Source organism: Streptomyces anulatus (assembly GCF_000721175.1).
Classification (GTDB): Bacteria; Actinomycetota; Actinomycetes; order Streptomycetales; family Streptomycetaceae; genus Streptomyces; species Streptomyces anulatus_C.
This window is the reverse complement of sequence record NZ_JOEZ01000016.1, coordinates 624,522-646,581: the sequence shown is the minus strand read 5'-3', so window position 1 is coordinate 646,581 and position 22,060 is coordinate 624,522. Positions and strand designations below refer to the sequence as shown.

Genomic DNA, 22,060 nt, shown 5'->3' with positions numbered 1-22,060 from the left:
AATTCACCGCTCTCCGGACGGACGCTTCTTGACGCGCCGTCTCATCGTCTTCCATCTCACCCCGGGCTTCCGCATGGCCAGGGCCGCCTTCGCGGCGGGGTCCTCCCGTGCGAAGGTGATCATCAGCCCGACCGCGAACATCGTCGGCAGCAGGGCCGATCCCCCGTAGGAGAACAGCGGGAGCGGAACCCCGGCGATCGGCAACAGGCCGAGCACCGCACCGATGTTGATCACGGCCTGGGCCGTGATCCACGTGGTCACGCCTCCCGCGGCATACCTCACGAAGGGGTCCTCCGTGCGTCCGGCCACGCGGATACCCGCATAGCCTAGAGCCGCGAAGAGGGCGAGCACGGACAGCGTCCCCGCCAGACCCAGTTCCTCACCGGTGATCGCGAAGATGAAGTCGGTGTGGGGTTCTGGGAGTTGACCCCATTTTTCCACACTCGCACCCAGCCCGGAACCGAACCATCCGCCGGACGCCAGAGCGTAGATTCCGTGCGCGGCCTGCCAGCAGCCGGCCTCCGGATCGGGTTCGCCGATGATGCCCATGCAGGAGAGCCGGGACATCCGGTTGGGGCTGGTCCAGATCAGGACGAAGGCGATGGCGGCGGCGAAGCCGAGCACTCCGGCGAAGAGCCGGGTGGGGGCGCCGGCCATCCAGAGCAGGCCGAAGAGGATCGCCGTGAGAATGATCGCGGTTCCCATGTCGCCGCCGAGCATGATCAGCCCGAGCAGCATGAAGGCGACCGGGACGAGCGGCACGAGCATGTGCTTCCACTGCACCAGCAACCGCTTGCCCTGCTTGCGGGCGAGCAGGTCGGCGCCCCACAGGATGAGTGCGAGCTTGCCGAACTCGCTGGGCTGGAGCTGGAACGGCCCGGCGATGTAGATCCAGTTCTGGTTGCCGCCGCGGGAGAGCCCGATCCCCGGCACCTGGACCAGGACCATCAGGAAGACGGTGACCATCAGTATCGGGTAGGCCAGCGCCCGGTGGAGCTTCACGGGCATCCGGGCGGCGATCAGCATCAGCCCGCCACCGATGACGGCGGCGAGGAACTGCTTGCCGAAGAAGTACGTCGAGGGCTTGCTGATGTCCAGCGCCTTGATCATCGAGGCGGAGTAGACCATCACCAGGCCCAGCACGGTGATCAGGAGGCTGGAGCCGAGGATCACGTAGTAGGCGGTCAGGGGCCGGTCCCAGGCCCGCCGTGCCCGCTCGTAGGTCCGCCGCGGTCCGCCGCCGCGCCCGGAACGCGGGGTGCGGGGGCCGGAACGGCCGCGTCCGGAGCCGCGCGGTGTCTCGGGGCGCCGGGCGCCGGTGGCGAGGCGTCCGCGCAGGGCGAGTCCGGGGGGCAGCGGTACTCCGGAGGGTGCGGGCGCCGCGGCGAGGGGGCGGGGAACCGAGGCCCGTGGGCGGCCCCGCCGTACGGCGGATCTCTCGTCGGCCGGCATTGTCGATGTCCCCTCCACTGCTCGTGACCGGGGCCCGTGGACCCCGGGCGCGGAGGCCCCGGTCGGTCAGGCGCTCTGGTCGGCGCGTGCGCGGACCGCGTCCGCGAACGCCTCGCCCCGCTTGTTGTAGTTGGTGAACATGTCCATCGAGGCACAGGCCGGGGCCAGCAGTACCGTATCGCCCGGCCGGGCGAGCGCTGCGGCCTGCGCGACCGCTTCGGACATCGCCCCAGTGTCGGTCCGGTCGAGGTCGACCACCGGGACTTCGGGGGCGTGTCGCGTCAGGGCTTCGTGGATCAGCGCCCGGTCGGCGCCGATGAGCACGACCCCCCGCAGCCGCGTCGCCGCACCGGTCACCAGCTCGTCGAAGGTGGCGCCCTTGGCCAGTCCGCCCGCGATCCAGACGATGGAGTCGTAGGCGGCGAGGGAGGCCTCGGTGGCGTGGGTGTTGGTGGCCTTGGAGTCGTCGACGTAGGCGACTTCGCCGATGTCCGCGACGTGTTCGATGCGGTGGGCGTCCGGCCGGAAGGCGCGCAGTCCGTCGCGTACGGCGGCCGCCTCGACTCCGAAGGCGCGGGCCAGGGCGGCGGCCGCGAGGGCGTTGGCGATGTTGTGCGGGGCCGGCGGGTTGACGTCGGAGACCTCGGCCAGTTCCTGGGCCTGCTTCTGGCGGTTGGCGACGAACGCCCGGTCGACGAGGATGCCGTCGACCACACCGAGCTGCGAGGGGCCAGGGGCGCCGAGGGTGAAGCCGATGGCCCGGCAGCCCTCCTCGACGTCGGCCTCGCGGACCAGGTCCTCGGTGGCCGGGTCGGCCACGTTGTAGACGCAGGCCACCGTGTTGCCCTCGTAGACGCGGCCCTTGTCGGCAGCGTACGCCTCCATCGAGCCGTGCCAGTCGAGGTGGTCCGGCGCCAGGTTGAGGACGGCGGCGGAGTGGGCGCGCAGGGAGGGCGCCCAGTGCAGCTGGTAGCTGGAGAGCTCGACGGCGAGGACGTCGTACTCCGTCTCGCCGAGCACCGCGTCCAGCAGCGATACGCCGATGTTGCCGACGGCCGCGGTGCGCAGGCCCGCGGCTTCGAGGATCGAGGCCAGCATCCGTACGGTGGTGGTCTTGCCGTTGGTGCCGGTGACCGCGAGCCAGGGCGCGGGCTCGCGGCCGCCCGTGCCGCGCAGTCGCCAGGCCAGTTCGACGTCGCCCCAGACCGGGACGCCCGCCTCGGCGGCAGCCAGGAAGAGCGGCTTGTCCGGCTGCCAGCCGGGGGCGGTGACGACGAGTTCCGTGGACGGCGGCAGGGTGGCGCCGTCGCCGAGGCGCACCGTGATGCCGTGCGCCTCCAGTTCGGCCGCCTGCGCGCGGGCGCGCTCGTCGTCGCCGTCGTTGACGACGGTGACGAGCGCGCCGCGCTCGTGCAGGGCGCGGGCCGCGGGGATGCCGCTGACGCCGAGCCCGGCGACGGTGACGTGCTTGCCCTGCCAGTCCACGGTGCTCACTTCTTGGCTGCCCATCCCGCGTAGAAGAGGCCGAGGCCGACGATCACGCACATGCCCTGGATGATCCAGAAGCGGACCACGACCAGGACTTCGGACCACCCCTTGAGTTCGAAGTGGTGCTGGAGCGGCGCCATCCGGAAGACCCGCTTGCCGGTCATCTTGAACGAACCGACCTGGATGACCACGGACATGGTGATCATCACGAAGAGGCCGCCGAGGATGGCCATCAGGAACTCTGTGCGGGACAGGATCGCGAGGCCCGCGAGCGCGCCGCCGAGGGCGAGCGAGCCGGTGTCGCCCATGAAGATCTTGGCGGGCGAGGTGTTCCACCACAGGAAGCCGAAGCACGCGCCCATCAGCGCGGCGGCGACGACGGCGAGGTCGAGCGGGTCGCGCACCTCGAAGCAGGCGCTCGGGTTGGTCAGGTTGTCCGCGTTGGCGCAGGACTCCTGGAACTGCCAGAGACCGATGAAGGTGTAGGCGCCGAAGACCATCACCGAGGCGCCGGTGGCCAGCCCGTCGAGGCCGTCCGTGAGGTTCACGCCGTTGGACATGGCGAGGATCATGAACAGCGCCCAGACGCAGAACAGCACCGGGCCGATCGACCAGCCGAAGTCCTCGACGAACGAGAGCCGGGTGGAGGCCGGTGTGTAGTTCATGGAGTTGGGGAACTGGAGCGAGAGCACCGCGAAGGCGATGCCGACGATCAGCTGCCCGGCCATCTTCGCCTTGGCCCGCAGACCGAGCGAACGCTGCTTGACGATCTTGATGTAGTCGTCGAGGAACCCGACGAGTCCCATCCCGGTCATGAGGAACAGCACGAGGACGCCGGAGTAGCGGATGTCCTCACCCGTGATGACCTTCGCGAGGAGGTACGCGATGATCGTCGCCAGGATGAAGGCGATGCCGCCCATCGTGGGCGTGCCCTTCTTGCTGCCGTGCGTGCGCGGGCCGTCGTCCCGGATGAACTGCCCGTATCCCTTGCGGGCCAGCAGCTTGATCAGCAGCGGAGTACCGACCAGGGTCAGAAAGAGCCCGATGGCCCCCGCGAAGAGGATCTGCCTCATCGGCCGGCGACCTCGCCCTCGGTCGAGTTCTCCAGCAGTGCCAGGGCGACCCTCTCCAGGCCGACCGACCGGGACGCCTTCACCAGCACGACGTCTCCCGGGCGCAGTTCACTGCGCAACAGGTCGACGGCCGCCTGTGCGTCGGACACGTGCACCGACTCCTCACCCCACGAACCCTCGTTATATGCGCCCAGTTGCAGCCAGGAGGCTTCTCTCCCCCCGACAGCGACGAGCTTGCTGACGTTGAGCCGGACGGCGAGCCGTCCGACCGCGTCGTGCTCGGCGAGCGACGCGTCACCGAGCTCGGCCATCTGACCGAGCACCGCCCAGGTGCGCCCCCCGTCGGCCCCTCGGGCCTGGCCCATGGCGGCCAGCGCACGCAGTGCGGCTCTCATGGATTCGGGGTTCGCGTTGTAGGCGTCGTTGACGACCGTCACACCGTCCGGACGCTCGGTGACCTCCATGCGCCAGCGGGAGAGGGTGCCCGCCTCCGAGAGCGCCTCGGCGATCTCGGTCACGGACATGCCCAACTCATGGGCGACGGCGGCCGCGGCGAGCGCGTTCGACACGTGGTGCTCACCGTACAGGCGCATGGTCACGTCGCTGCACCCGGTGGGTGTGTGGAGCTCGAAGGCGGGCCGCCCGTCGGCGGTCATCCTGACCTTCTCGCCCCGTACGTCCGCTTCCGGGGCTTCTCCGAAGAGCAGGACGCGGGCCTTGGTGCGCGAGGCCATGGCGCGGACGAGCGGGTCGTCCGCGTTGAGCACGGCGCAGCCGTCCTCGGGCAGGACCTCGACCAGCTCGCCCTTGGCCTGGGCGATGGCCTCCCGGCTGCCGAACTCGCCGAGGTGGGCGGAGCCGACGTTGAGGACGAGGCCGATCCGGGGCGGGGTGAGGTTGGCCAGGTAGTGGATGTGGCCGACGCCGCGGGCGCCCATCTCCAGGACCAGGTGCTCGGTCTCGGCGGTGGCCGTGAGGGCGGTGACCGGCAGGCCGATCTCGTTGTTGAGGGAGCCGGGCGTCCAGACGGTCGGGCCCTTGCGCTGGAGGAGCTGCGCGATCAGGTCCTTGGTGGACGTCTTGCCGGCGGATCCGGTGAGGCCGACGACGGTGGTGCCGAGGCGTTCGACGACGGCACGGGCGAGGGCTCCGAGCGCGCCGACGACGTCGTCCACGACGATCGCCGGAGCGCCGACGGGACGGGCCGCCAGTACGGCCACCGCGCCCGCCTCGACGGCGCGCTGGGCGTAGTCGTGGCCGTCGGCCCGTTCGCCGGCGAACGCGGCGAACAGGCTGCCGGGCGCGACCTCGCGGGAGTCGATGACGACGGGTCCGGTCACGGTGACTGCCGGATCCGGTATGTCGTACGACTGCCCGCCGACGATTTCGGCGATCTCGGCGAGGGAAAGGGTGATCACTTGGTCATCCCTGACTGTTGTTCTCGTGGTGAGGGGCACGGTCCGCGGCGCCGGGGCGCGTCAGGGACCGCTCGATGGCTGCGTGCAGGACCTTGCGGTCGTCGAAGGGGCGTACCACCCCGTGGATGTCCTGGCCCTGTTCGTGCCCCTTGCCCGCGACGAGGACGGTGTCGCCCGGTTCGGCGCGGGCGACGGCGGCGGCGATGGCCGAGGCGCGGTCGGCGTCGGTCAGCACGTCGCCGCGTTCGTGGACGGGGACTTCGGCGGCGCCGGAGAGCATCGCAGCGAGGATCGCGAGGGGGTCCTCGGAGCGGGGGTTGTCGGAGGTCAGTACGGCGGTGTCGGCGAGCCGGGCCGCGGCGGCGCCCATCGGGCCGCGCTTGGTGGTGTCGCGGTCGCCGCCGCAGCCGAGGACGATGTGCACCTTGCCCTCGGTGACCTTGCGCAGGGAGCGCAGTACGGACTCGACGGCGTCGGTCTTGTGCGCGTAGTCGACGACGGCGAGGTAGGGCTGTCCGGCGTCCACCCGCTCCAGCCGGCCGGGGACCCCGGGGACGGCCGCGATGCCGTCGGCGGCGGTCTGCGGGTCGACGCCCGCGACGGCCAGCGTGACGATCGCGGCGAGGGTGTTGGCGACGTTGAACGGGCCGGGCAGCGGTGCGCGGGCGGTGATCCGCTCGCCCTTCGGGCCGACGGCGGTGAAGGTGCTGTCCTGCGGTCCGACCTCGACGTCCTCGGCGTGCCAGTCGGCGTCCGGGTGGCCCTCGGCGGAGAAGCTGGTGACCGGCACCCCGGACTCGGTCAGGAGCCTGCGGCCGTACTCGTCGTCGAAGTTCACGACGCCGCGGTGGCTGCGCTCGGGGGTGAACAGCTGGGCCTTGGCCTGGAAGTAGTCCTCCATGCCGGAGTGGAACTCCATGTGCTCCGGGCTGAGGTTGTTGAAGACGGCGACGTCGAAGACGCAGCCGTCGACCCGGCCGAGCACCAGGGCGTGGCTGGAGACCTCCATCGCGACGGCCTCGACGCCGCGTTCGCGCATGACGGCGAACAGGGCCTGGAGGTCGGTGGCTTCGGGGGTGGTTCGCTCGGACTTGATGCGCTCGTCGCCGATCCGCATCTCGACGGTGCCGATCAGCCCGGTGGGGCGTCCGGCGGCGCGCAGTCCGCCCTCGACGAGGTACGCGGTGGTGGTCTTGCCGGAGGTTCCGGTGATGCCGAGCTGGAGGAGGCCGATGCCGGGCCGCCCGTAGATGTCGGCGGCCAGCTCGCCCATCACGGCGCGCGGGTTCTCGGTGACCAGGACCGGCAGGCCGGTGGCGGCGGCGCGTTCGGCGCCGGCGGGGTCGGTGAGGACGGCGGCGGCGCCGAGGCCCGCTGCCTGGGCCGCGAAGTCGGCGCCGTGGAAGCGGGCGCCGGGCAGGGCCGCGTACACGTCGCCCGGGCGCACGGCCCGTGAGTCGTGTGTGATGCCGGTGACCTCACCGGCCCCGGCCGCTTCGACGCCGAGCCGGCCGGCCAGCTCGCCGAGAGGGGTGGGTCGGAGCCGGTCCGGTCGGGGCGCTCCCGGGTAGGTCACAGGGGCGTCCTTCTGAGAGGTTTGGGACTGATCAGCGTGGGGCACGGCGGTGAGCGTACCGGGCCGGTGCGGCGTCTCGCGAAGCGAGGGACCCTGGTTCCGGCGGTTCTCGTTCCGGTTCCCGGGATCGGGGGTGATGGTTGTCACTGAGGGTTCCCTTGACGGGGATGCTCGCGCATCCCCGTGTTCACTCGCCGGGCTTGAAGGACACCGGCAGCCGGGGCGGCTCGCTGCCGGACGGTGGGGTCTGGAGCGTCTTGAGCGCGAACTCCATGACCTGCTTGTAGATCGGGCCGCAGATCTGGCCGCCGAAGTAGCTGCCCTTGGTGGGGTTCTGGATCGCGCAGTAGACGGTGACCTGCGGGTTGTCGGCGGGGGCGAAGCCCGCGAAGGATGCGGTGTAGCCCTTGTAGACGCCGCGGACGGGGTCAACGCGGTTGGCGGTGCCGGTCTTGCCCGCGACCCGGTAGCCGGGGATGGCGGCCTTGGTGCCGGTACCTTCCTGGTCGTCGACGACGGACTCCAGCATCGTCGCCAGGGTCTTGGCGGTCTTCTCGCTGACCACCCGATTCTCCTCGGGGGCCTCGGCGGCGGCGAAGCGGCCGTCGGAGCCCTTGGCGCCGCGGACGAGGGTGGGGGCGATCCGCACGCCTCCGTTGGCGATGGTGGAGTAGACCGAGGCGGCCTGGACGGCGTTGAGCGACAGGCCCTGGCCGAAGGGGATCGTGTACTGCTGCGAGGTCGACCAGTCCTCGGGGTGGGCCAGCAGACCCGGTGACTCCCCGGGGTAGCCGAGCCCGGTCCTGGTGCCGAGGCCGAACTTGCGCAGGTAGGAGTAGAGGACCTGGTTGGACTCCGCCTGGGTCTTGCCGAGCTGACCGGTCGCCAGGATGGTGCCGATGTTGCTGGACTTGGCGAGGACCCCGTTGAGCGTGAGGTACCAGGTGGGGTGGTCGACGTCGTCCTTGAAGAGCCGGTCTCCGCGGTGCAGCCGGTTGGGGACGGTGACGTGGGTGCCGGGGGTTGCGGCCTTCTCCTCCAGTACGGCGGCCATGGACATGACCTTGCTGGTGGAGCCGGGCTCGTACACGTCCTGGAGGGCCGCGTTGCCGAGGGACGCAGAGGTCGCCTGGGAGAGGTCGTTGGGGTCGTAGCCGGGGGCGTTGGCCATGGCCAGCAGCTCGCCCGTCCTCGTGTTCTGCACGATGACGTAGCCGCGGTCGGCCTTGGACCTGGCGACCTGGTCGCTGATGGCCTTCTGCGCGGCCCACTGGATGTCGCGGTCGATGGTCAGCTCGATGTCGGAGCCGGGCACGGCCGGGATCTCGGTGCTGCCGGCGGTGGGGACCCGCCGGCCGCCGGCCTGGGCGTAGCGGATCTTGCCGTCCTCGCCCGCGAGTTCCTCGTTCAGCTGCGATTCGAGGCCGCCGCCGCCTTTGCCGTCGTCGCTGACGAATCCCAGTATCCCGGCGGCGAGATTCCCGTTGGGATAGACGCGCTTGGTGGTGGGCTCCTGGAGGACACCGGCCAGGACGTTGGCTCCCGGGCCGCCCTTCAGCTTGTCCTCGGAGGCCTTCTCGGCGAAGACGGACTTGAGGTCCTTGATCTGCTTCCAGACCTGGGGGGTCTGCCGGTAGGCGAGGACGGTGTAGCGGGACTTGGGCTTCGAGAGCTTCTTGACGAGCTCGTCGACGTCCTTGCCGAGGATCGGGGCGAGCAGGGCGGCGGCCTGCTGGGGCGCGTCGGGGGCCTTGCTGTCCTCGGGCGTGAACATCTTCGGGTCAGCCGTGATGTTGTGCGCGTCCACGCTGGTGGCGAGCGCGACGCCCTTGCGGTCGGTGATCTCGCCGCGCTCGGCGGCGACCGTGTACTCCAGGTAGCGGTTCTTCTCGGCCTTGGCCGCGTACGCGCTGGCGTCGACGGCCTGGACCTGGAGCAGGCGGGCCACGAAGGCCAGCATGACGAGCGTCAGCCCGAGGCTGACGAGCCGCAGCCGGGGGCGCGGGCTGCCCAGGCGCAGGGAGCGTGGGGCGCCTGGGCGCGCGGTGGTGCGCCCCGGGGCGGGGCGGGGGCGGCGGGCCGACGGGCGCGCGCCGGAGCGGCCGGATCCGTTGGCCCCGTTACGGGGGCGGGCCGGTCCGGGTACGCGGCGGCGCGGCGGTTCCTTGGGCGGCACTGCGTCACCTGCCGGGGCTCGTCGGGGGCGGGCTGTTCTCCGCCGCGGGGGCGGGCTCGGTCGCGGGTACGGATCCGGAGGGCGACGCGGAACCGGTGGATCCGGCCGAGGCCCCGACGGCGGGAGTGCCGGGGTCCGCGGTGGCCTCGGGGTCCGGGGCGACGTCGGCCGAGGCGCTGGGGCTCGGCGCCGGCGGGGCGGTGGCCTCGGTGGGGACGCCGCGGACCGTGCCGTCGGGGTTCAGGAAGGCGGGGCTGCCGCCGGGGACCATGCCCAGCTCCCGGGCCCGGCGTTCCAGGGCGTCGGGCTGTGAGCGGCTGTCGACGTCGCGCTGGAGGGCCTGCTGCTCGTCGGTGAGCTCGGTGGTGTCCCGCTTCAGCTCACTGAGCCTGAACGATCCTTCGTTGAGGGCGGAGTTCAGCAGGAGCAGGGTGATGAGACCGCCGCCCAGGAGCAGGACGACCAGCAGGACGAAGGGGGTGCGGGCCGCGGTGCTGGGCCCGGTGGACGGCATCAGCCGGGCGAGCCGTGCGGCCCGCCCCTTCAGCGGTGCGGCCGGTTTGTTCACCCCACGGCTCCCCTGGTGCGGTGCCCGGCCCCGGTGGTCATCGCTCCTCCTCGCGGATGCGCTGGGCGCCGCGCAGCCGGGCGGGGGCGGCGCGCCGGTTCTCGGCGACCTCCTCCTCGGTGGGCAGCTCGGCGCCCCGGGTGAGCTGCTTCAGCCGGGGCTGGTAGCGCTCGGGGACGACGGGCAGTCCGGGGGGCGCCGTGTTGGCGGCGCCCGCCGCGAAGACCTGCTTGACCAGCCGGTCCTCCAGCGAGTGGTAGGAGAGCACCGCGATGCGGCCACCGACGGCGAGGCACTGGACGGCGGCCGGAATGGCCCGCTCCAGGACGCTCAGCTCGCCGTTGACCTCGATGCGCAGGGCCTGGAAGGTCCGCTTGGCGGGGTTGCCGCCGGTGCGCTTGGCGGCCTGCGGCAGCGCGTCGCGGATCAGCTCGACGAGCCGTGCGCTGTTGCTGAACGGCTCCTTCTCGCGCTCGCGCACGACGGCGGAGACGATCCGCTTGGCCTGCTTCTCCTCGCCGTACGCGCGCAGGATACGGACCAGTTCGCCGGGCGGGTAGGTGTTGAGCACCTCGGCGGCGCCCATGCCGGTGGACTGGTCCATGCGCATGTCGAGCGGGGCGTCCTGGGCGTACGCGAACCCGCGGTCGGCCTCGTCCAGTTGCATGGAGGAGACGCCGAGGTCGAAGAGGATGCCCTGGACCTTCGGGATGCCGAGCCGTTCGAGGACCTCGGGGAGCTCGTCGTAGACCGCGTGGACGAGGGTGGCCCGGTCGCCGTAGGGGGCGAGCCGCTCGCCGGAGAGGCGGAGCGCCTCCTTGTCGCGGTCCAGGGCGATCAGCCGGGCGGTGGGGAAGGAGGCGAGCAGCGCCTCGCTGTGACCGCCGAGGCCGAGGGTGCAGTCGACGACCACGGGCTCCGGGTCGGCCGGGTCCTGGAGAGCCGGGGCCAACAGGTCCAGACACCTCTGGAGCATCACCGGGACGTGTCGGGTCTGGCTCAATGCGCCCTCTCAGGCTCTGTCCCGCGCGGCCGGCACGTACGTCCTGGTCCCCGCCCGCCCTGAAGGGGAGGTCCGCCGGCGCCGGGGAAGAGGCGTCGGCCGACCGAGAGCGGGAGAGGGCCGGGTCGCACGTACGCCGCACATCACGGGGGAAATACGGAATATGCAGGAGGTGCAGGGGGTGCGACGGTGCAGTGGGTCGGGTACGGAGGCGGGTGGTGGCTTCGCGTTACTTTAGTCCACCCTGCCATTCGATCGATGCGCGATCAACGAACGGCGCAGCGCGTCGCTCCACCCGTACGGATGCGGTGAACCCACTCGAACAGGCGCATCCCCCTGGCCCTGTGGGTTAGCTCACAACAAGTCGCGTTGACGTTCTTTGTCCGCTCTCACAGCACGTCCGGGCCAGGTGGGAAGGTTAACGTCGTATCCATGTCGACTTCCGCTCACTCCTCCGCCACCGAATCCGTGACGCCCACCGCCGCGGTCCGCGAGGGGGGCCAGGTCACCGACCGGCTCGTCGCGCTGAACGCCGGGTACGCGAAGGAATTCAGCGATCCGGGCATGGACGCGCGCCCCGTCCTCCAGGTGGCCGTGGTCGCCTGCATGGACGCCCGTCTCGACCTGCACGCCGCGCTCGGCCTGGAGCTCGGCGACTGCCACACCATCCGCAACGCGGGCGGCGTGGTCACCGACGACGTGATCCGCTCGCTGACCATCAGCCAGCGGGCGCTCGGCACCCGCAGTGTGATCCTCATCCACCACACCAACTGCGGCCTGGAGTCCCTCACCGAGGACTTCCGGCAGGAGCTGGAGCGCGAGGTGGGGCAGCGTCCGGTCTGGGCCGTGGAGGCCTACTCGGACGCCGACCAGGACGTACGCCAGTCGATGCAGCGGGTGCGCACCTCTCCGTTCCTGCTGCACACCGACGACGTGCGCGGGTTCGTGTTCGACGTGACCACCGGTCTGCTGCGCGAGATCCACTCCGATTCCTGAACGCATCCCCCTCACTTCCCGGCCCTCTGCTCCACCTCACACACCCAATACCGTGACTCGCGGTGCCGAAATCGTGACAGAAGCTGACTTTTCACACCCACTTATCCACAGGCGAGTGACACGAAGCGGTAACGGCAACAAGAATGCGGGTGTGACATCCCCGGGCCTTCCGGAGGAGTGTCCGATTTTTTTCGGGGTGGGCCGCGTGGGTACGCGCGACGGCCCCTGCGCAAAAGGGCCGAGGAGGGCCGGGTGACGACCTATGACGATCGAGCGAGCCTCACGGATCTGACCACCACAGCAGAGCGGGTGCGCAGGTCGGTGGAGGGGGTGATCGAGGGCAAGCCCGAGGTCGTAAGGCTTTCGCTGACCGTGCTGCTCGCCGAGGGGCATCTCCTCATCGAGGACGTACCCGGTGTCGGCAAGACCATGCTGGCCAAGGCGCTGGCGCGGTCCATCGACTGTTCGGTGCGGCGGATCCAGTTCACTCCGGACCTGCTGCCCTCGGACATCACCGGCGTGTCGATCTTCGACCAGCAGCGGCGGGACTTCGAGTTCAAGCCGGGTGCGATCTTCGCCCAGATCGTGATCGGCGACGAGATCAACCGTGCCTCGCCGAAGACGCAGTCGGCCCTGCTGGAGTCGATGGAGGAGCGCCAGGTCACCATCGACGGGCACACCTACGAGCTACCCGACCCGTTCATGGTGGTGGCCACCCAGAACCCGGTCGAGATGGAGGGCACCTACCCGCTGCCCGAGGCCCAGCGCGACCGGTTCATGGCCCGGGTCTCCATCGGCTACCCGAGTCCGGAGGCCGAGCTCCAGATGCTCGACGTGCACGGGGGCGTCTCCCCGCTGGACGACCTCCAGCCGGTGGCTCACGCCCACGACATCGTGAAGCTGATCGACGCCGTCCGTACGGTGCATGTCGCCGACGCCGTGCGGCGCTACGCCGTGGAGCTCGTCGGGGCCACCCGCAGCCACCCCGACCTCCGACTCGGCGCCTCCCCGCGCGCGACGCTGCACCTCCTGCGCGCCGCGAAGGCGTCCGCCGCTCTCAGCGGGCGCGACTACGCCCTGCCGGACGACGTCCAGGCGCTGGCCACCCCCGTGCTCGCGCACCGGCTGCTGCCCACCGCCCAGGCCCAGCTGAACCGCCGCACGGCGGAGCAGGTGGTCCTGGAGATCATCCAGCGCACCCCCGTGCCGACCTCGGCCGGCGGCACCGCACCGCTGCCGGGCGGACAGGAGCCGGGCCGCCCGCTGTACCACCAGCAGCAGCCCGGCGCACGGCGGCTGTGATGGCGGCCGGCGAGCCCGGCGCCGTGGAGGACGGCGAGAGCAAGGGCGGCGCCCGGGCGGCCCTGGGCGGACTGACCACCCGGGGACGCTCGTTCCTGGCCGCCGGGCTTGCCGCCGCCGTCTGCGCGTACGTGCTGGGCCAGGGTGACCTGCTGCGGGTCGGACTGCTGCTGGCCGTGCTGCCCCTGGTCTGCGTCACCGTGCTCTACCGCACCCGCTACCGGGTGACGGGCACCCGGCGGCTCTCGCCGTCCCGGGTGCCCGCGGGTGCGGAGGCCCGGGTGCACCTGCGGATGGAGAACGTCTCCCGGCTGCCCACCGGTCTGCTCATGCTCCAGGACCGCGTTCCGTACGTGCTGGGCCCGCGCCCCCGCTTCGTCCTGGACCGGGTGGAGGCGGGCGGGCGGCGCGAGGTGTCCTACCGGGTCCGCTCCGACCTGCGCGGCCGCTACCCGCTGGGCCCGTTGCAGCTGCGGCTCAGCGACCCGTTCGGGATGTGCGAGCTGACCCGCTCCTTCAGCGCGTACGACACCCTCGTCGTCATCCCGCGCACGGTTCCGCTGCCCGCGCTGCGGCTGGCGGGCGAGGCCTCCGGTTACGGCGACGGACGGCAGCGATCGCTCGCCCTCGCCGGCGAGGACGACATCATTCCGCGCGGCTACCGGCACGGCGACGACCTGCGCCGGGTCCACTGGCGCTCCACCGCGCGCCATGGCGAGCTGATGGTGCGCCGGGAGGAACAGCCGCAGCGCGCCAGGTGCACGGTCCTGCTGGACACCCGGCGGATCGGCTACCAGGGCGCCGGGCCCGACTCGGCGTTCGAGTGGGCGGTCTCGGGGGCGGCCTCCGCACTGGTGCACATGCTGGAGCGCGGCTTCGCCGTACGGCTGCTCACCGACGACGGGAACGCGGTGCCGGGCGAGGGGTCCGGCGGATTCGCGGGTTCGACCCAGGAGTCCGCGGACTCGGCGGGGCTGATGCTCGACACGCTCGCGGTGGTCGGCCATTCCGACGGCGGGGGCCTCTCCCGCGCCCATGACGTGCTGCGCGGCGGCAACGAAGGGCTGCTCATCGCCTTCTTCGGCGATCTGGACGAGGAACAGGCCGCGGTCGCGGCCCGGATGCGGCAACGCGCCGGCGCGGGGCTCGCCTTCGTCCTGGACAGCGCCGCCTGGGCCGGCGACGAGACCGCGACGGGACGGGGCGAGGAGCGGCTTCGCCGGCTGCGCGAGTCGGGCTGGATCGCGGTGCCCGTGGAGCCGGGGGCCGAGCTGCCCGCCCTGTGGCAGCTGGCGGGCCGGATGCGCACGGATGGTTCCTCCGCCCCGAGCGGTGGTACGACAGGTTTCGCGGGGGGATGGTCATGAGCGGGCGGGCCAGGCTGGCGCTGTGCGCCTATGCGGCGACACTGCTGACGGCGGGGTCGCTGATCCCGCTGGTGGAGGGGGTCGGCTGGCTGATGCAGGCGGCGGTGCTGCTCGGCGTCCAGAGCGGGGTGGGCGCCATCGCGCGCCGGGTACCGCTGGCACGGACGCTGACCATCGCCGTGCAGACGCTGGTCACCCTGCTGCTGCTGACACTGACGTTCGCCCGGGAACAGGCCCTGTTCGGGGTGCTGCCCGGCCCGGCGGCCGTCATGCGGCTCGGCGAGCTGCTGGTGGCGGGCGGGGAGGACGTCGGCACGTACTCCACCCCGGCCCCGATGACCGACGGCATCAGGCTGATGGTGATCGGCGGGGTGGTCCTGATCGGTCTCGCGGTGGACGCGCTGGCGGTGACCTTCCGCAGCGCGGCCCCGGCCGGCCTGCCGCTGCTCGCCCTGTACTCGGTCGCGGCCGGTCTCTCCGACGGCGGAGCGAGCTGGCTGTGGTTCCTGCTGGCCGCCTCCGGCTATCTGCTGCTCCTGCTGGCGGAGGGCCGGGACCGGCTCTCCCAGTGGGGCCGCGTCTTCGGCGGCGCCGCGCGGAACGCGGGCGGTCTGGCCGACGGGCTGGCCGGTGCGAGCGGCGGCTCCTCCCCCGTCCGCACCGGGCGGCGGATCGGCGTGCTGGCGCTCGGCATCGCCCTGGTGGCCCCCCTGGCCCTGCCCGCCCTGGACAGCGGACTGCTGGGCGGCAGCGGTCCGGGGAACGGCAGGGGCAGCGGCGGCGGCACCATCTCCGCGGTGAATCCGCTGGTGTCGCTCCAGAACAACCTCAACCAGCCGGACAACCGGGAGGTGATGACGTACCGCAGCAACATCGAGGACCCGCAGAGCCTCTATCTGCGGATCCTGGCCCTGGACGAGTTCAACGGCAGTGAGTGGCGTTCCTCCACCCGCCGGCTGACGGACGTGCCCGACCGTCTCCCGCAGCCGACCGGGCTGAGCGGGGACGTCGCCGTCACCGAGGTCCGGACGAACATCTCCGCCTCGCGCTCCTACCAGCAGACCTACCTGCCCCTCCCCTACCCGGCGAGCGAGATCCGCGTCGGCGGCCGCTGGCGGTACGAGCCCGAGGGCCGCACCCTGGTCGGGGACGACGGGCAGACCACGCGCGGCGCGCAGTACGAGGTCGGCAGCCTCGTCGTCGAGCCCACGGCGGACCAGCTCGCGGCCGCGGGTTCGCCGCCGGAGGAGCTGGTCCGCGAGTACACCCGGATCCCCGGCTCGCTGCCGGGCGTGGTCGCCAAGACCGCCGAGCAGGTCACCGAAGGCTCGTCCAACGCCTACGAGCAGGCCGTCAAGCTCCAGGACTGGTTCGCCTCCGACGGCGGCTTCACGTACGACACGACGGTCACCTCGGGGACCGGGTCGTCCGCCATCGCACGGTTCCTCCGCGACAAGGAGGGCTTCTGCGTCCACTTCTCGTTCTCGATGGCCGCGATGGCCCGGACGCTGGGCATTCCGGCCCGGGTCGCGGTGGGCTTCACTCCGGGGACCATGAAGTCGAACGGGGCGACCTCGGTCGGGCTGCGCGACGCGCACGCCTGGCCCGAGCTGTATTTCGAGGGGGTCGGGTGGACCCGGTTCGAGCCCACCCCGAGCCGGGGCAGCGCTCCCTCGTACACCCGGCCCGAGGTCCCCACGGACAGCGCGAGCGACGCGGCCCAGCCCTCCGCGGACACCTCGGCCGCACCGTCGGCCGCACCCTCCGCCGATGACAGCTGCCCGCCGCAGTTGCGCCAGGAAGGCGGGTGCGGGCCCTCGCAGGAGCCGGGAGCGGCGCTGCCGACCGACCGGGGCACCCCGGCCGGCACGGTGCTGCTGGTGATCCTCGCGGCGGTCCTGGTGCTGGTGCTGCCGTTGTCCCCGCTGCTGTGGCGGACCCGGACGAGAAACCGCCGGCTGGGCTCCGGCGGCCGGACTCCCGCGGACGCCGCCGCGCGGACGCTGGCTGCCTGGCAGGAGATCACCGATGCGGCCTGGGACCACGGCATCGGTCCTGACGAGTCGCTGACGCCCCGGAAGGCGGCGGCCAGGATCGTGCGGCTGGGCCGGCTCGACACCCCCGCGACCGAGGCCGTGCACCGGATCGCGGGCTCGGTGGAGCAGGTGCTGTACGCGCCCGAGCCGCGCCCCGGGGCCGGACTGGCCGAGGACGCGCTGGCGGTACGGGCAGGTCTGCGGGCATCGGCGGGCCGCGGCGCCCGGCTGCGGGCGACGCTGCTGCCCCGCTCGTCCGTCCGGGTGGTGTGGGCTCTCACGGAGCGTCGGGCAGGGATCGCGGAGCGCTGGGCGGCCCGTCCGGGAGCGGGTCGCTGGACGGCCCGGCTGCGCCGCCTCGCGCGCCAGCACGGCTGAGGCTGCCGGGCGGTCGTCGTACGAGAGGTCACCCCCGCGGGGTGGCGCGCACATGGGTGAGGGGCGGCCGCGGAGAACGCGGCCGCCCCTCACCCATCGGTGTCATACGTCGTGCCGTCGCACGGTCCTGTGAAGAACAACAGGCCCGAGGCGTCTACTGGCCCTGTTCGTCGCGGCGGCGCTGCCACCGCTGTTCGATGCGGTTCATCATCGACCGGCGTTGTCTCGGTCGGCGGCGTGCACCGCTGTCCCCGCTGTCCGCGGCGGCAGGCTGTTGTTCACCGGGCTTGGGCGCTTTGCGCCATCCGGTGACCGCGAGCACGGCACAGCCGAGCATGACGAGGAACCCCACCACGCTGATCCAGATCTGCTGGGCGACCATTCCGGCCATGAGGAGCGCGATACCCACCAGGAAGCCAGCGACCGCCTGATAGACCCTTTTCCGGGTGTACGTACGCAGTCCGCTTCCCTCGAGCGCTGTCGCGAACTTGGGATCTTCGGCGTACAGCGCTCGCTCCATCTGCTCGAGCATGCGCTGCTCGTGCTCCGAGAGCGGCACGGGATCCTCCTCGTCGTCGGCCGCGGGGGCGACCGGTATGCGGCCCTTCCAGGATAGGCAGGGATTCGCCCCCGTGAAACCCGCCCTCTAGCGTTCAGCCAGTCCGGACCGCTGTGTCGGCTCGGCTGCTGAGGCGTAGATTCCCCGACGACCGATCCGCCATGCCGGATGGTGTCACTCGATCATACGGGGCGCACGCCCCGTACGGGGGTCCTGAGTCCCACTCCGTCCGCAGCTGCGTTGCTGATCAGCGGCGCTTCTCGCCCAGAATGTGCAGCTGCGTGGCGACGGAATGGAACGCGGGCTGCTCGGCGACGGCAGCTTCCAGCCTGAGGAGCGCCTCAACGGCGCCGGGCTCGGTGTCCACCAGGCCGCCCGGCACGAGGTCGGCGAAGACCCGGACGCCGTGCACCGCGGCGATCTCCAGACCGGCCTCGGAGACCAGGTCGGAGAGCTGGTCGGCGGTGAACCTGCGGGGCACCGGGTCGCCCTCGCCCCAGCGGCCGGCCGGGTCGGTGAGCGCCTGCCGGGCCTCGGTGAAGTGACCGGCGAGCGCGCGGGCCAGGACGGCTCCGCCGAGGCCGGCGGCCAGCAGGCTGAGCACACCGGAGGGACGCAGCGCCTCGACCGCGTTGCGCACGCCCTCGGCGGGCTCGTCGACGTACTCCAGGACGCCGTGGCAGAGCACCGCGTCGAAGCCGTCGCGCTCCACGACGTCGAACAGTCCGAGGATGTCGCCCTGGACTCCCCGGACCCGGTCGGCGACCCCGGCCTCGGACGCGCGGCGCTCCAGCGCGAAGAGCGCGTTGGGGCTGGGGTCGACGACGGTGACCCGGTGGCCGAGCCGGGCCGCGGGCACGGCGAAGTTACCGGTGCCGCCACCGGTGTCCAGAACATCCAGGGCGTCCCTGCCGGTCGCCTTGACCTGACGGTCCAGAGCGTCCTTGAGGACCTCCCAGACCACGGCGGTACGGAGGGAGGCGCGGGGGCGCAGCTGGTCCGACACGGCAGATGACTCCTCGGCACGGTGCCGCCGGGGACGGCGGAGCGTGAACAGTGCGGGTGGTGATGTGAGCGGTCACCACCCTATTGCCTCGCACCGCCGTCGAGGTCACCCGCCGCCGGGGCGCTCCGGACGCGCTTCCCCGGGCCGCTCCGGGCGTGGCTGCGGGAGCACCGGCTGGAGCACCAGCAGCCGTTCCACCAGGCGCAGGAACATAGCCGCGTCGCGCAGCAGGTCGTCGGCGTCGCGCCCGCTGGCGGCTCCCGGCATACCGGCCTCGGCGCGGGCCCGGCGCAGGGCGCCCGAGGCGAAGAGGGCGCTCCATTCGGTCAGTTCCGGTGCTATCTCCGGGAGGACCTCCCAGGCGCTGCGGATGCGCTCGCGGCGGCGCTTGTTCGTCTCGGGGCGGCCGCGAGCGGCCAGCACGGCCGCCGCGGTGCGCAGGGCGGCGAGGTGGGCGGTGGCGTACCGCTCGTTGGGCTCGTGGAGCACGGCGGCCTCGTCGAGGCCGGAGCGGGCCTTGGCGAGCAGTTCGAGAGCGGCGGGCGGCGCCGCGCTGCGGCGCGGCACGGGGTGGACATCGCCGGCCGGACCGGTCAGTGAGGGGGCAGGGCTGCCTGCGCGGCGCCGCGGGGCGGCGGCTGCGGACGAGCTGGCCATGACGAACCTCCTGTCGTCGTGTGACGGCTTCGTGGCCGTCTGTGTCCATGGTGGCGGGCCCCACTGACAATCGACCCGAGCGCGGCTCTGACCTGCCGTTTTGCCTCGAGCGCAAGTTCGGTCTACCTTTTTGCACTGACTGGTCAGTTCAAAAGGGGAGGGTCTGTGGAGAGCCCGCACGGCGCGTCTGTCAGCGCCGAGGACTTCGGACTGGAGGGACCGCGCGGCCGGGTCTTCCGGAACGTGACGTTCAGCGCCGAGCCAGGAACGCTGGTGGCCGTCGAGGGACCGTCGGGATCGGGCCGCACCTGCCTGCTGCTCGCCCTGACCGGCCGGATGCGCACCACCGAGGGCCACGCGGTGGCCGGCGGACTGCGGCTGCCCGGACAGGCCGCCGCCGTCCGCAGGATCGCCGCCCTGGGACCGGTGCCGGGCGTCAGTGAGCTGGACCCCGCCTTCACCGTCGCCGAGCACCTCCGCGAACACGCCCTCCTCCAGGGCCGTTACGGCGCCTCCCTGCGCACCCTGCTGCGCCCGCGCGCCGAGCGCCGGGCCGCGGCCGAGGCCCGGGTCGACGAGGCCCTGGAGGCCGCGGGCCTCGACCTCGCCACGCTGCCCAAGTCGGGACGCACCTCCGTACGGGATCTGGAGCGGCTGGAGGCGCTGCGGCTGTCCGTCGCGCTGGCGCTGATCGGCAAGCCGCGTCTGCTCGCCGTCGACGACACCGGCCTCAAGCTCTCGGACGCCGAACGCGACCAGGCCTGGGCGCTGCTGCGCTCCGTGGCCGACGCCGGGACGACCGTGCTCGCCGTGTGCAGCGAGGCCCCCGAGAACACCCAGGTCGTCCGTACCGCCCCCGCAACCACCACCGATGAGGAGACGGCCGATGCGCATCCCGAAGCTGGCCGCGCTTGAGCTGAAGCGGTTCGGACGGGGGAAGCTGCCGGCCGCCGCGCTGGTGGCCCTGCTGCTCCTGCCGCTGCTCTACGGCGCCCTGTACCTGTGTTCCTTCTGGGACCCGTACGGCAAGCTCGACAAGCTGCCCGTCGCCCTGGTCAACGACGACAAGGGGGCCACCAGCGACGGGAAGCGCTTCACGGCCGGGGACGAGATCAGCAAGAAGCTGCTCGACTCCAACGTGTTCGACTGGCACGAGGTGAGCTCCACCGACGCCGAGAAGGGCGTCGAGGAGGGCACGTACTACCTCTCGTTGACGATGCCGTCGGACTTCAGTAAGAAGATCGCGTCCAGCGGCGGGGACTCCCCCGAGACCGGCGCGCTCCAGGTCCGCACGAACGACGCGAACAACTACATCGTCGGGCAGATCTCCAGGACGGTCTTCGGAGAGGTCCGCGACGCCGCCTCCACGAACGCCTCCCGGGGCTTCCTGGACCGCATCTTCATCAGCTTCTCCGATCTGCACGACAAGACCGCCGAGGCGGCCAAGGGCGCCGACGACCTCAAGGGCGGCATCTCGAAGGCCAAGCAGGGCTCCAAGGACCTCGCGGACGGCCTCAAGGACTCCAAGGCGGGCAGTAAGAAGCTCTCCGACGGAATCGTCAAGCTGAACCAGGGCTCGCGCGATCTCGCCACGGGCTCCGCGCAGGTCGCCGGCGGTACCCAGGTCCTCGCCGACAAGGTCAACAAGATCGCCACCGACGTACGCCCCTTCTTCAAGGACAACGGGCAGTCCATCCGCGACACGGCACGCCTGGTCGCCGACACCTCCGGGGCCGTACGGCACAACCTCGACCTGTTGGTGAAGAGCGCGCCGACCGCCGCCGTCGGCGCCAAGGAGGCGGCCGACGAGCTGACCGAGATCCACCGCACCCAGTGCGAGGAGGCCGAGGAGCCCGACGCCACGGTCTGCCCGCCGCTGGAACGCGCCAAGGTCACGGCCGTCGACGTGGCGAAGATCGCCGCTGATGTGAACACCCTGGTCACCAACCAGAACGGCGACCTGAAGAAGCTGAGCACCCAGCTGACCGCCTTCCAGAAGCAGGCCGAGGATCTCGCGAAGCGGGCGCCGACCCTGGACGACGACCTGGCATCGGCCGTCAGCAAGGTCAACGAACTCAACACCGGAGCCCACAAGGTCGCCAAGGGCGCGCAGGCGCTGCACACCGGACTCGGCGGCGCGCAGACCGGCTCCAGCAACCTGGACACCGGCGTCGGCAAGCTGAAGACCGGCGCGGAGAACCTGGACGGCGGGCTGTTCCGGCTCGGCGACGGTTCGGCCGAGCTGGCCCAGGGCCTGAGCGACGGCGTGGACAAGATCCCGGACTACGACAAGAAGGACCGCGACGCGCGGACCCACGTCATGGCCGACCCCGTCCAGCTGGCCTCCAAGTCGCTGCACGAAGCCCCCAACTACGGCACCGGTTTCGCCCCGTACTTCATCCCGCTGTCCCTGTGGGTCGGCGCGATGGTGGCGTACATGCTGATCCAGCCGCTCAACCGACGGGCCCTCGCCGCCGGGGCCTCCTCCTGGCGGATCGCGTTCGCCGGCTGGCTCCCGGTCGCCGCCATCGGCACGGCCCAGGTCGGCGCCCTGATGGCCGTCCTGCACTGGGGCCTTGGCCTCCAGATGACCCACGCCGCCGGAACGATCGGCTTCCTGGCCCTGGTGACCTGCTGTTTCGCCGCGATCGTGCAGTGGCTGAACGCCTGCTTCGGGGCGGCCGGGCGGATCCTGGTGCTGGTGGTGCTGATGCTCCAGCTGACCTCGGCCGGGGGTACGTACCCCGTCCAGACCAGCCCCGGCTTCTTCGGCGCGATCCACCCGTACCTCCCCATGACGTACGTCGTCGAGGGGCTGCGCAGGCTGATCACCGGCGGCCCCCTCGGCCCGGTGTGGCTGGGCTGCGCGGTGCTCGGGGCCTTCACCGTCGGCGCACTCGCCCTGACCGCGTTCACCGCCCGCCGCAAGCAGGTGTGGAGCCTGAGCCGGCTGCACCCTGAGCTGAGCCTGTGAACGCGCCGGGAGCCGGGCCTGCGGCGCGGCC

General features: G+C 71.9%; 17 protein-coding genes. 6 read left to right on the top strand and 11 right to left on the bottom strand.

From position 1 onward, the window contains the following. Positions 1 to 3: 3 nt before the first annotated feature. The 8 genes from ftsW to rsmH form a co-directional block, all read right to left on the bottom strand. Positions 4 to 1,452 (bottom strand): putative lipid II flippase FtsW, encoded by a 1,449-nt coding sequence (gene ftsW, locus IG90_RS0121090; protein WP_206433990.1) that lies wholly within the window; start codon positions 1,450 to 1,452, stop codon positions 4 to 6. Between the two features lie 66 nt (positions 1,453 to 1,518). Beyond that, on the bottom strand, positions 1,519 to 2,961 hold the full coding sequence (gene murD, locus IG90_RS0121085; RefSeq protein ID WP_206433991.1) for a UDP-N-acetylmuramoyl-L-alanine--D-glutamate ligase: 1,443 nt from the start codon (positions 2,959 to 2,961) through the stop codon (positions 1,519 to 1,521). Continuing rightward, a complete protein-coding gene (mraY, locus tag IG90_RS0121080; protein WP_030586530.1) occupies positions 2,943 to 4,013 on the bottom strand; it encodes a phospho-N-acetylmuramoyl-pentapeptide-transferase in 1,071 nt (356 codons plus the stop codon). Before mraY ends, murD begins: the two co-directional genes overlap by 19 nt. Continuing rightward, complete coding sequence (locus tag IG90_RS0121075; protein ID WP_030586527.1) at positions 4,010 to 5,431, bottom strand: UDP-N-acetylmuramoyl-tripeptide--D-alanyl-D-alanine ligase; 1,422 nt, start codon at positions 5,429 to 5,431, stop codon at positions 4,010 to 4,012. Before IG90_RS0121075 ends, mraY begins: the two co-directional genes overlap by 4 nt. Before the next feature lie 4 nt (positions 5,432 to 5,435). Next, positions 5,436 to 7,154 carry a UDP-N-acetylmuramoyl-L-alanyl-D-glutamate--2,6-diaminopimelate ligase gene (locus IG90_RS0121070; protein WP_033894439.1) on the bottom strand — a complete coding sequence of 573 codons (1,719 nt, stop codon included), beginning with the start codon at positions 7,152 to 7,154 and terminating at the stop codon, positions 5,436 to 5,438. A gap of 40 nt (positions 7,155 to 7,194) precedes the next feature. After that, positions 7,195 to 9,183, bottom strand: a complete 1,989-nt coding sequence (locus IG90_RS0121065) for a peptidoglycan D,D-transpeptidase FtsI family protein (RefSeq protein WP_030586522.1) — start codon at positions 9,181 to 9,183, stop codon at positions 7,195 to 7,197. 4 nt (positions 9,184 to 9,187) lie between these two features. After that, entirely contained in the window at positions 9,188 to 9,751 is a 564-nt protein-coding gene (ftsL, locus tag IG90_RS0121060; RefSeq protein WP_030586519.1) for a cell division protein FtsL, read from the bottom strand. Between the two features lie 37 nt (positions 9,752 to 9,788). Next, positions 9,789 to 10,754: a 16S rRNA (cytosine(1402)-N(4))-methyltransferase RsmH gene (gene rsmH, locus IG90_RS0121055; RefSeq protein ID WP_030586516.1), complete on the bottom strand. Its 966-nt coding sequence runs from the start codon at positions 10,752 to 10,754 to the stop codon at positions 9,789 to 9,791. Positions 10,755 to 11,186: 432 nt separating this feature from the next. Here rsmH and IG90_RS0121050 point away from each other — a divergent pair, with 432 nt between their 5' ends. The 4 genes from IG90_RS0121050 (at position 11,187) to IG90_RS0121035 (ending at position 16,833) form a co-directional block, all read left to right on the top strand. After that, the gene (locus tag IG90_RS0121050; protein WP_030586512.1) at positions 11,187 to 11,750 is read left to right on the top strand and encodes a beta-class carbonic anhydrase; all 564 of its coding nucleotides are present in this window, start codon (positions 11,187 to 11,189) and stop codon (positions 11,748 to 11,750) included. A gap of 252 nt (positions 11,751 to 12,002) precedes the next feature. Beyond that, positions 12,003 to 13,052 carry an AAA family ATPase gene (locus tag IG90_RS0121045; RefSeq protein WP_030586510.1) on the top strand — a complete coding sequence of 350 codons (1,050 nt, stop codon included), beginning with the start codon at positions 12,003 to 12,005 and terminating at the stop codon, positions 13,050 to 13,052. Then, positions 13,052 to 14,419 (top strand): DUF58 domain-containing protein, encoded by a 1,368-nt coding sequence (locus tag IG90_RS0121040; RefSeq protein WP_030586507.1) that lies wholly within the window; start codon positions 13,052 to 13,054, stop codon positions 14,417 to 14,419. The genes IG90_RS0121045 and IG90_RS0121040 overlap by 1 nt, the downstream gene beginning before the upstream one ends. Further along, positions 14,416 to 16,833, top strand: coding sequence for a transglutaminase TgpA family protein (locus IG90_RS0121035; protein WP_030586505.1), 2,418 nt, complete (start codon positions 14,416 to 14,418; stop codon positions 16,831 to 16,833). The genes IG90_RS0121040 and IG90_RS0121035 overlap by 4 nt, the downstream gene beginning before the upstream one ends. A 154-nt stretch (positions 16,834 to 16,987) precedes the next feature. Here the strand turns inward: IG90_RS0121035 and IG90_RS0121030 are convergent, their stop codons facing one another. From IG90_RS0121030 to IG90_RS0121020, 3 genes are all read right to left on the bottom strand, one after another. Then, positions 16,988 to 17,392, bottom strand: a complete 405-nt coding sequence (locus IG90_RS0121030; RefSeq protein WP_030586502.1) for a DUF3040 domain-containing protein — start codon at positions 17,390 to 17,392, stop codon at positions 16,988 to 16,990. A gap of 247 nt (positions 17,393 to 17,639) precedes the next feature. After that, positions 17,640 to 18,398, bottom strand: a complete 759-nt coding sequence (locus tag IG90_RS0121025; protein ID WP_030586500.1) for a methyltransferase — start codon at positions 18,396 to 18,398, stop codon at positions 17,640 to 17,642. A 105-nt stretch (positions 18,399 to 18,503) separates the two neighbouring features. Further along, positions 18,504 to 19,055 carry an SAV_6107 family HEPN domain-containing protein gene (locus tag IG90_RS0121020; protein ID WP_030586497.1) on the bottom strand — a complete coding sequence of 184 codons (552 nt, stop codon included), beginning with the start codon at positions 19,053 to 19,055 and terminating at the stop codon, positions 18,504 to 18,506. Positions 19,056 to 19,220: 165 nt separating this feature from the next. Between IG90_RS0121020 and IG90_RS0121015 the strand changes: the two genes are divergently transcribed. Both IG90_RS0121015 and IG90_RS0121010 read left to right on the top strand, forming a co-directional pair. Then, the gene (locus IG90_RS0121015; protein WP_030586494.1) at positions 19,221 to 19,970 is read left to right on the top strand and encodes an ATP-binding cassette domain-containing protein; all 750 of its coding nucleotides are present in this window, start codon (positions 19,221 to 19,223) and stop codon (positions 19,968 to 19,970) included. Then, complete coding sequence (locus IG90_RS0121010) at positions 19,942 to 22,029, top strand: YhgE/Pip family protein (RefSeq protein ID WP_030586491.1); 2,088 nt, start codon at positions 19,942 to 19,944, stop codon at positions 22,027 to 22,029. Before IG90_RS0121015 ends, IG90_RS0121010 begins: the two co-directional genes overlap by 29 nt. The last annotated feature ends 31 nt before the right edge of the window (positions 22,030 to 22,060 follow it).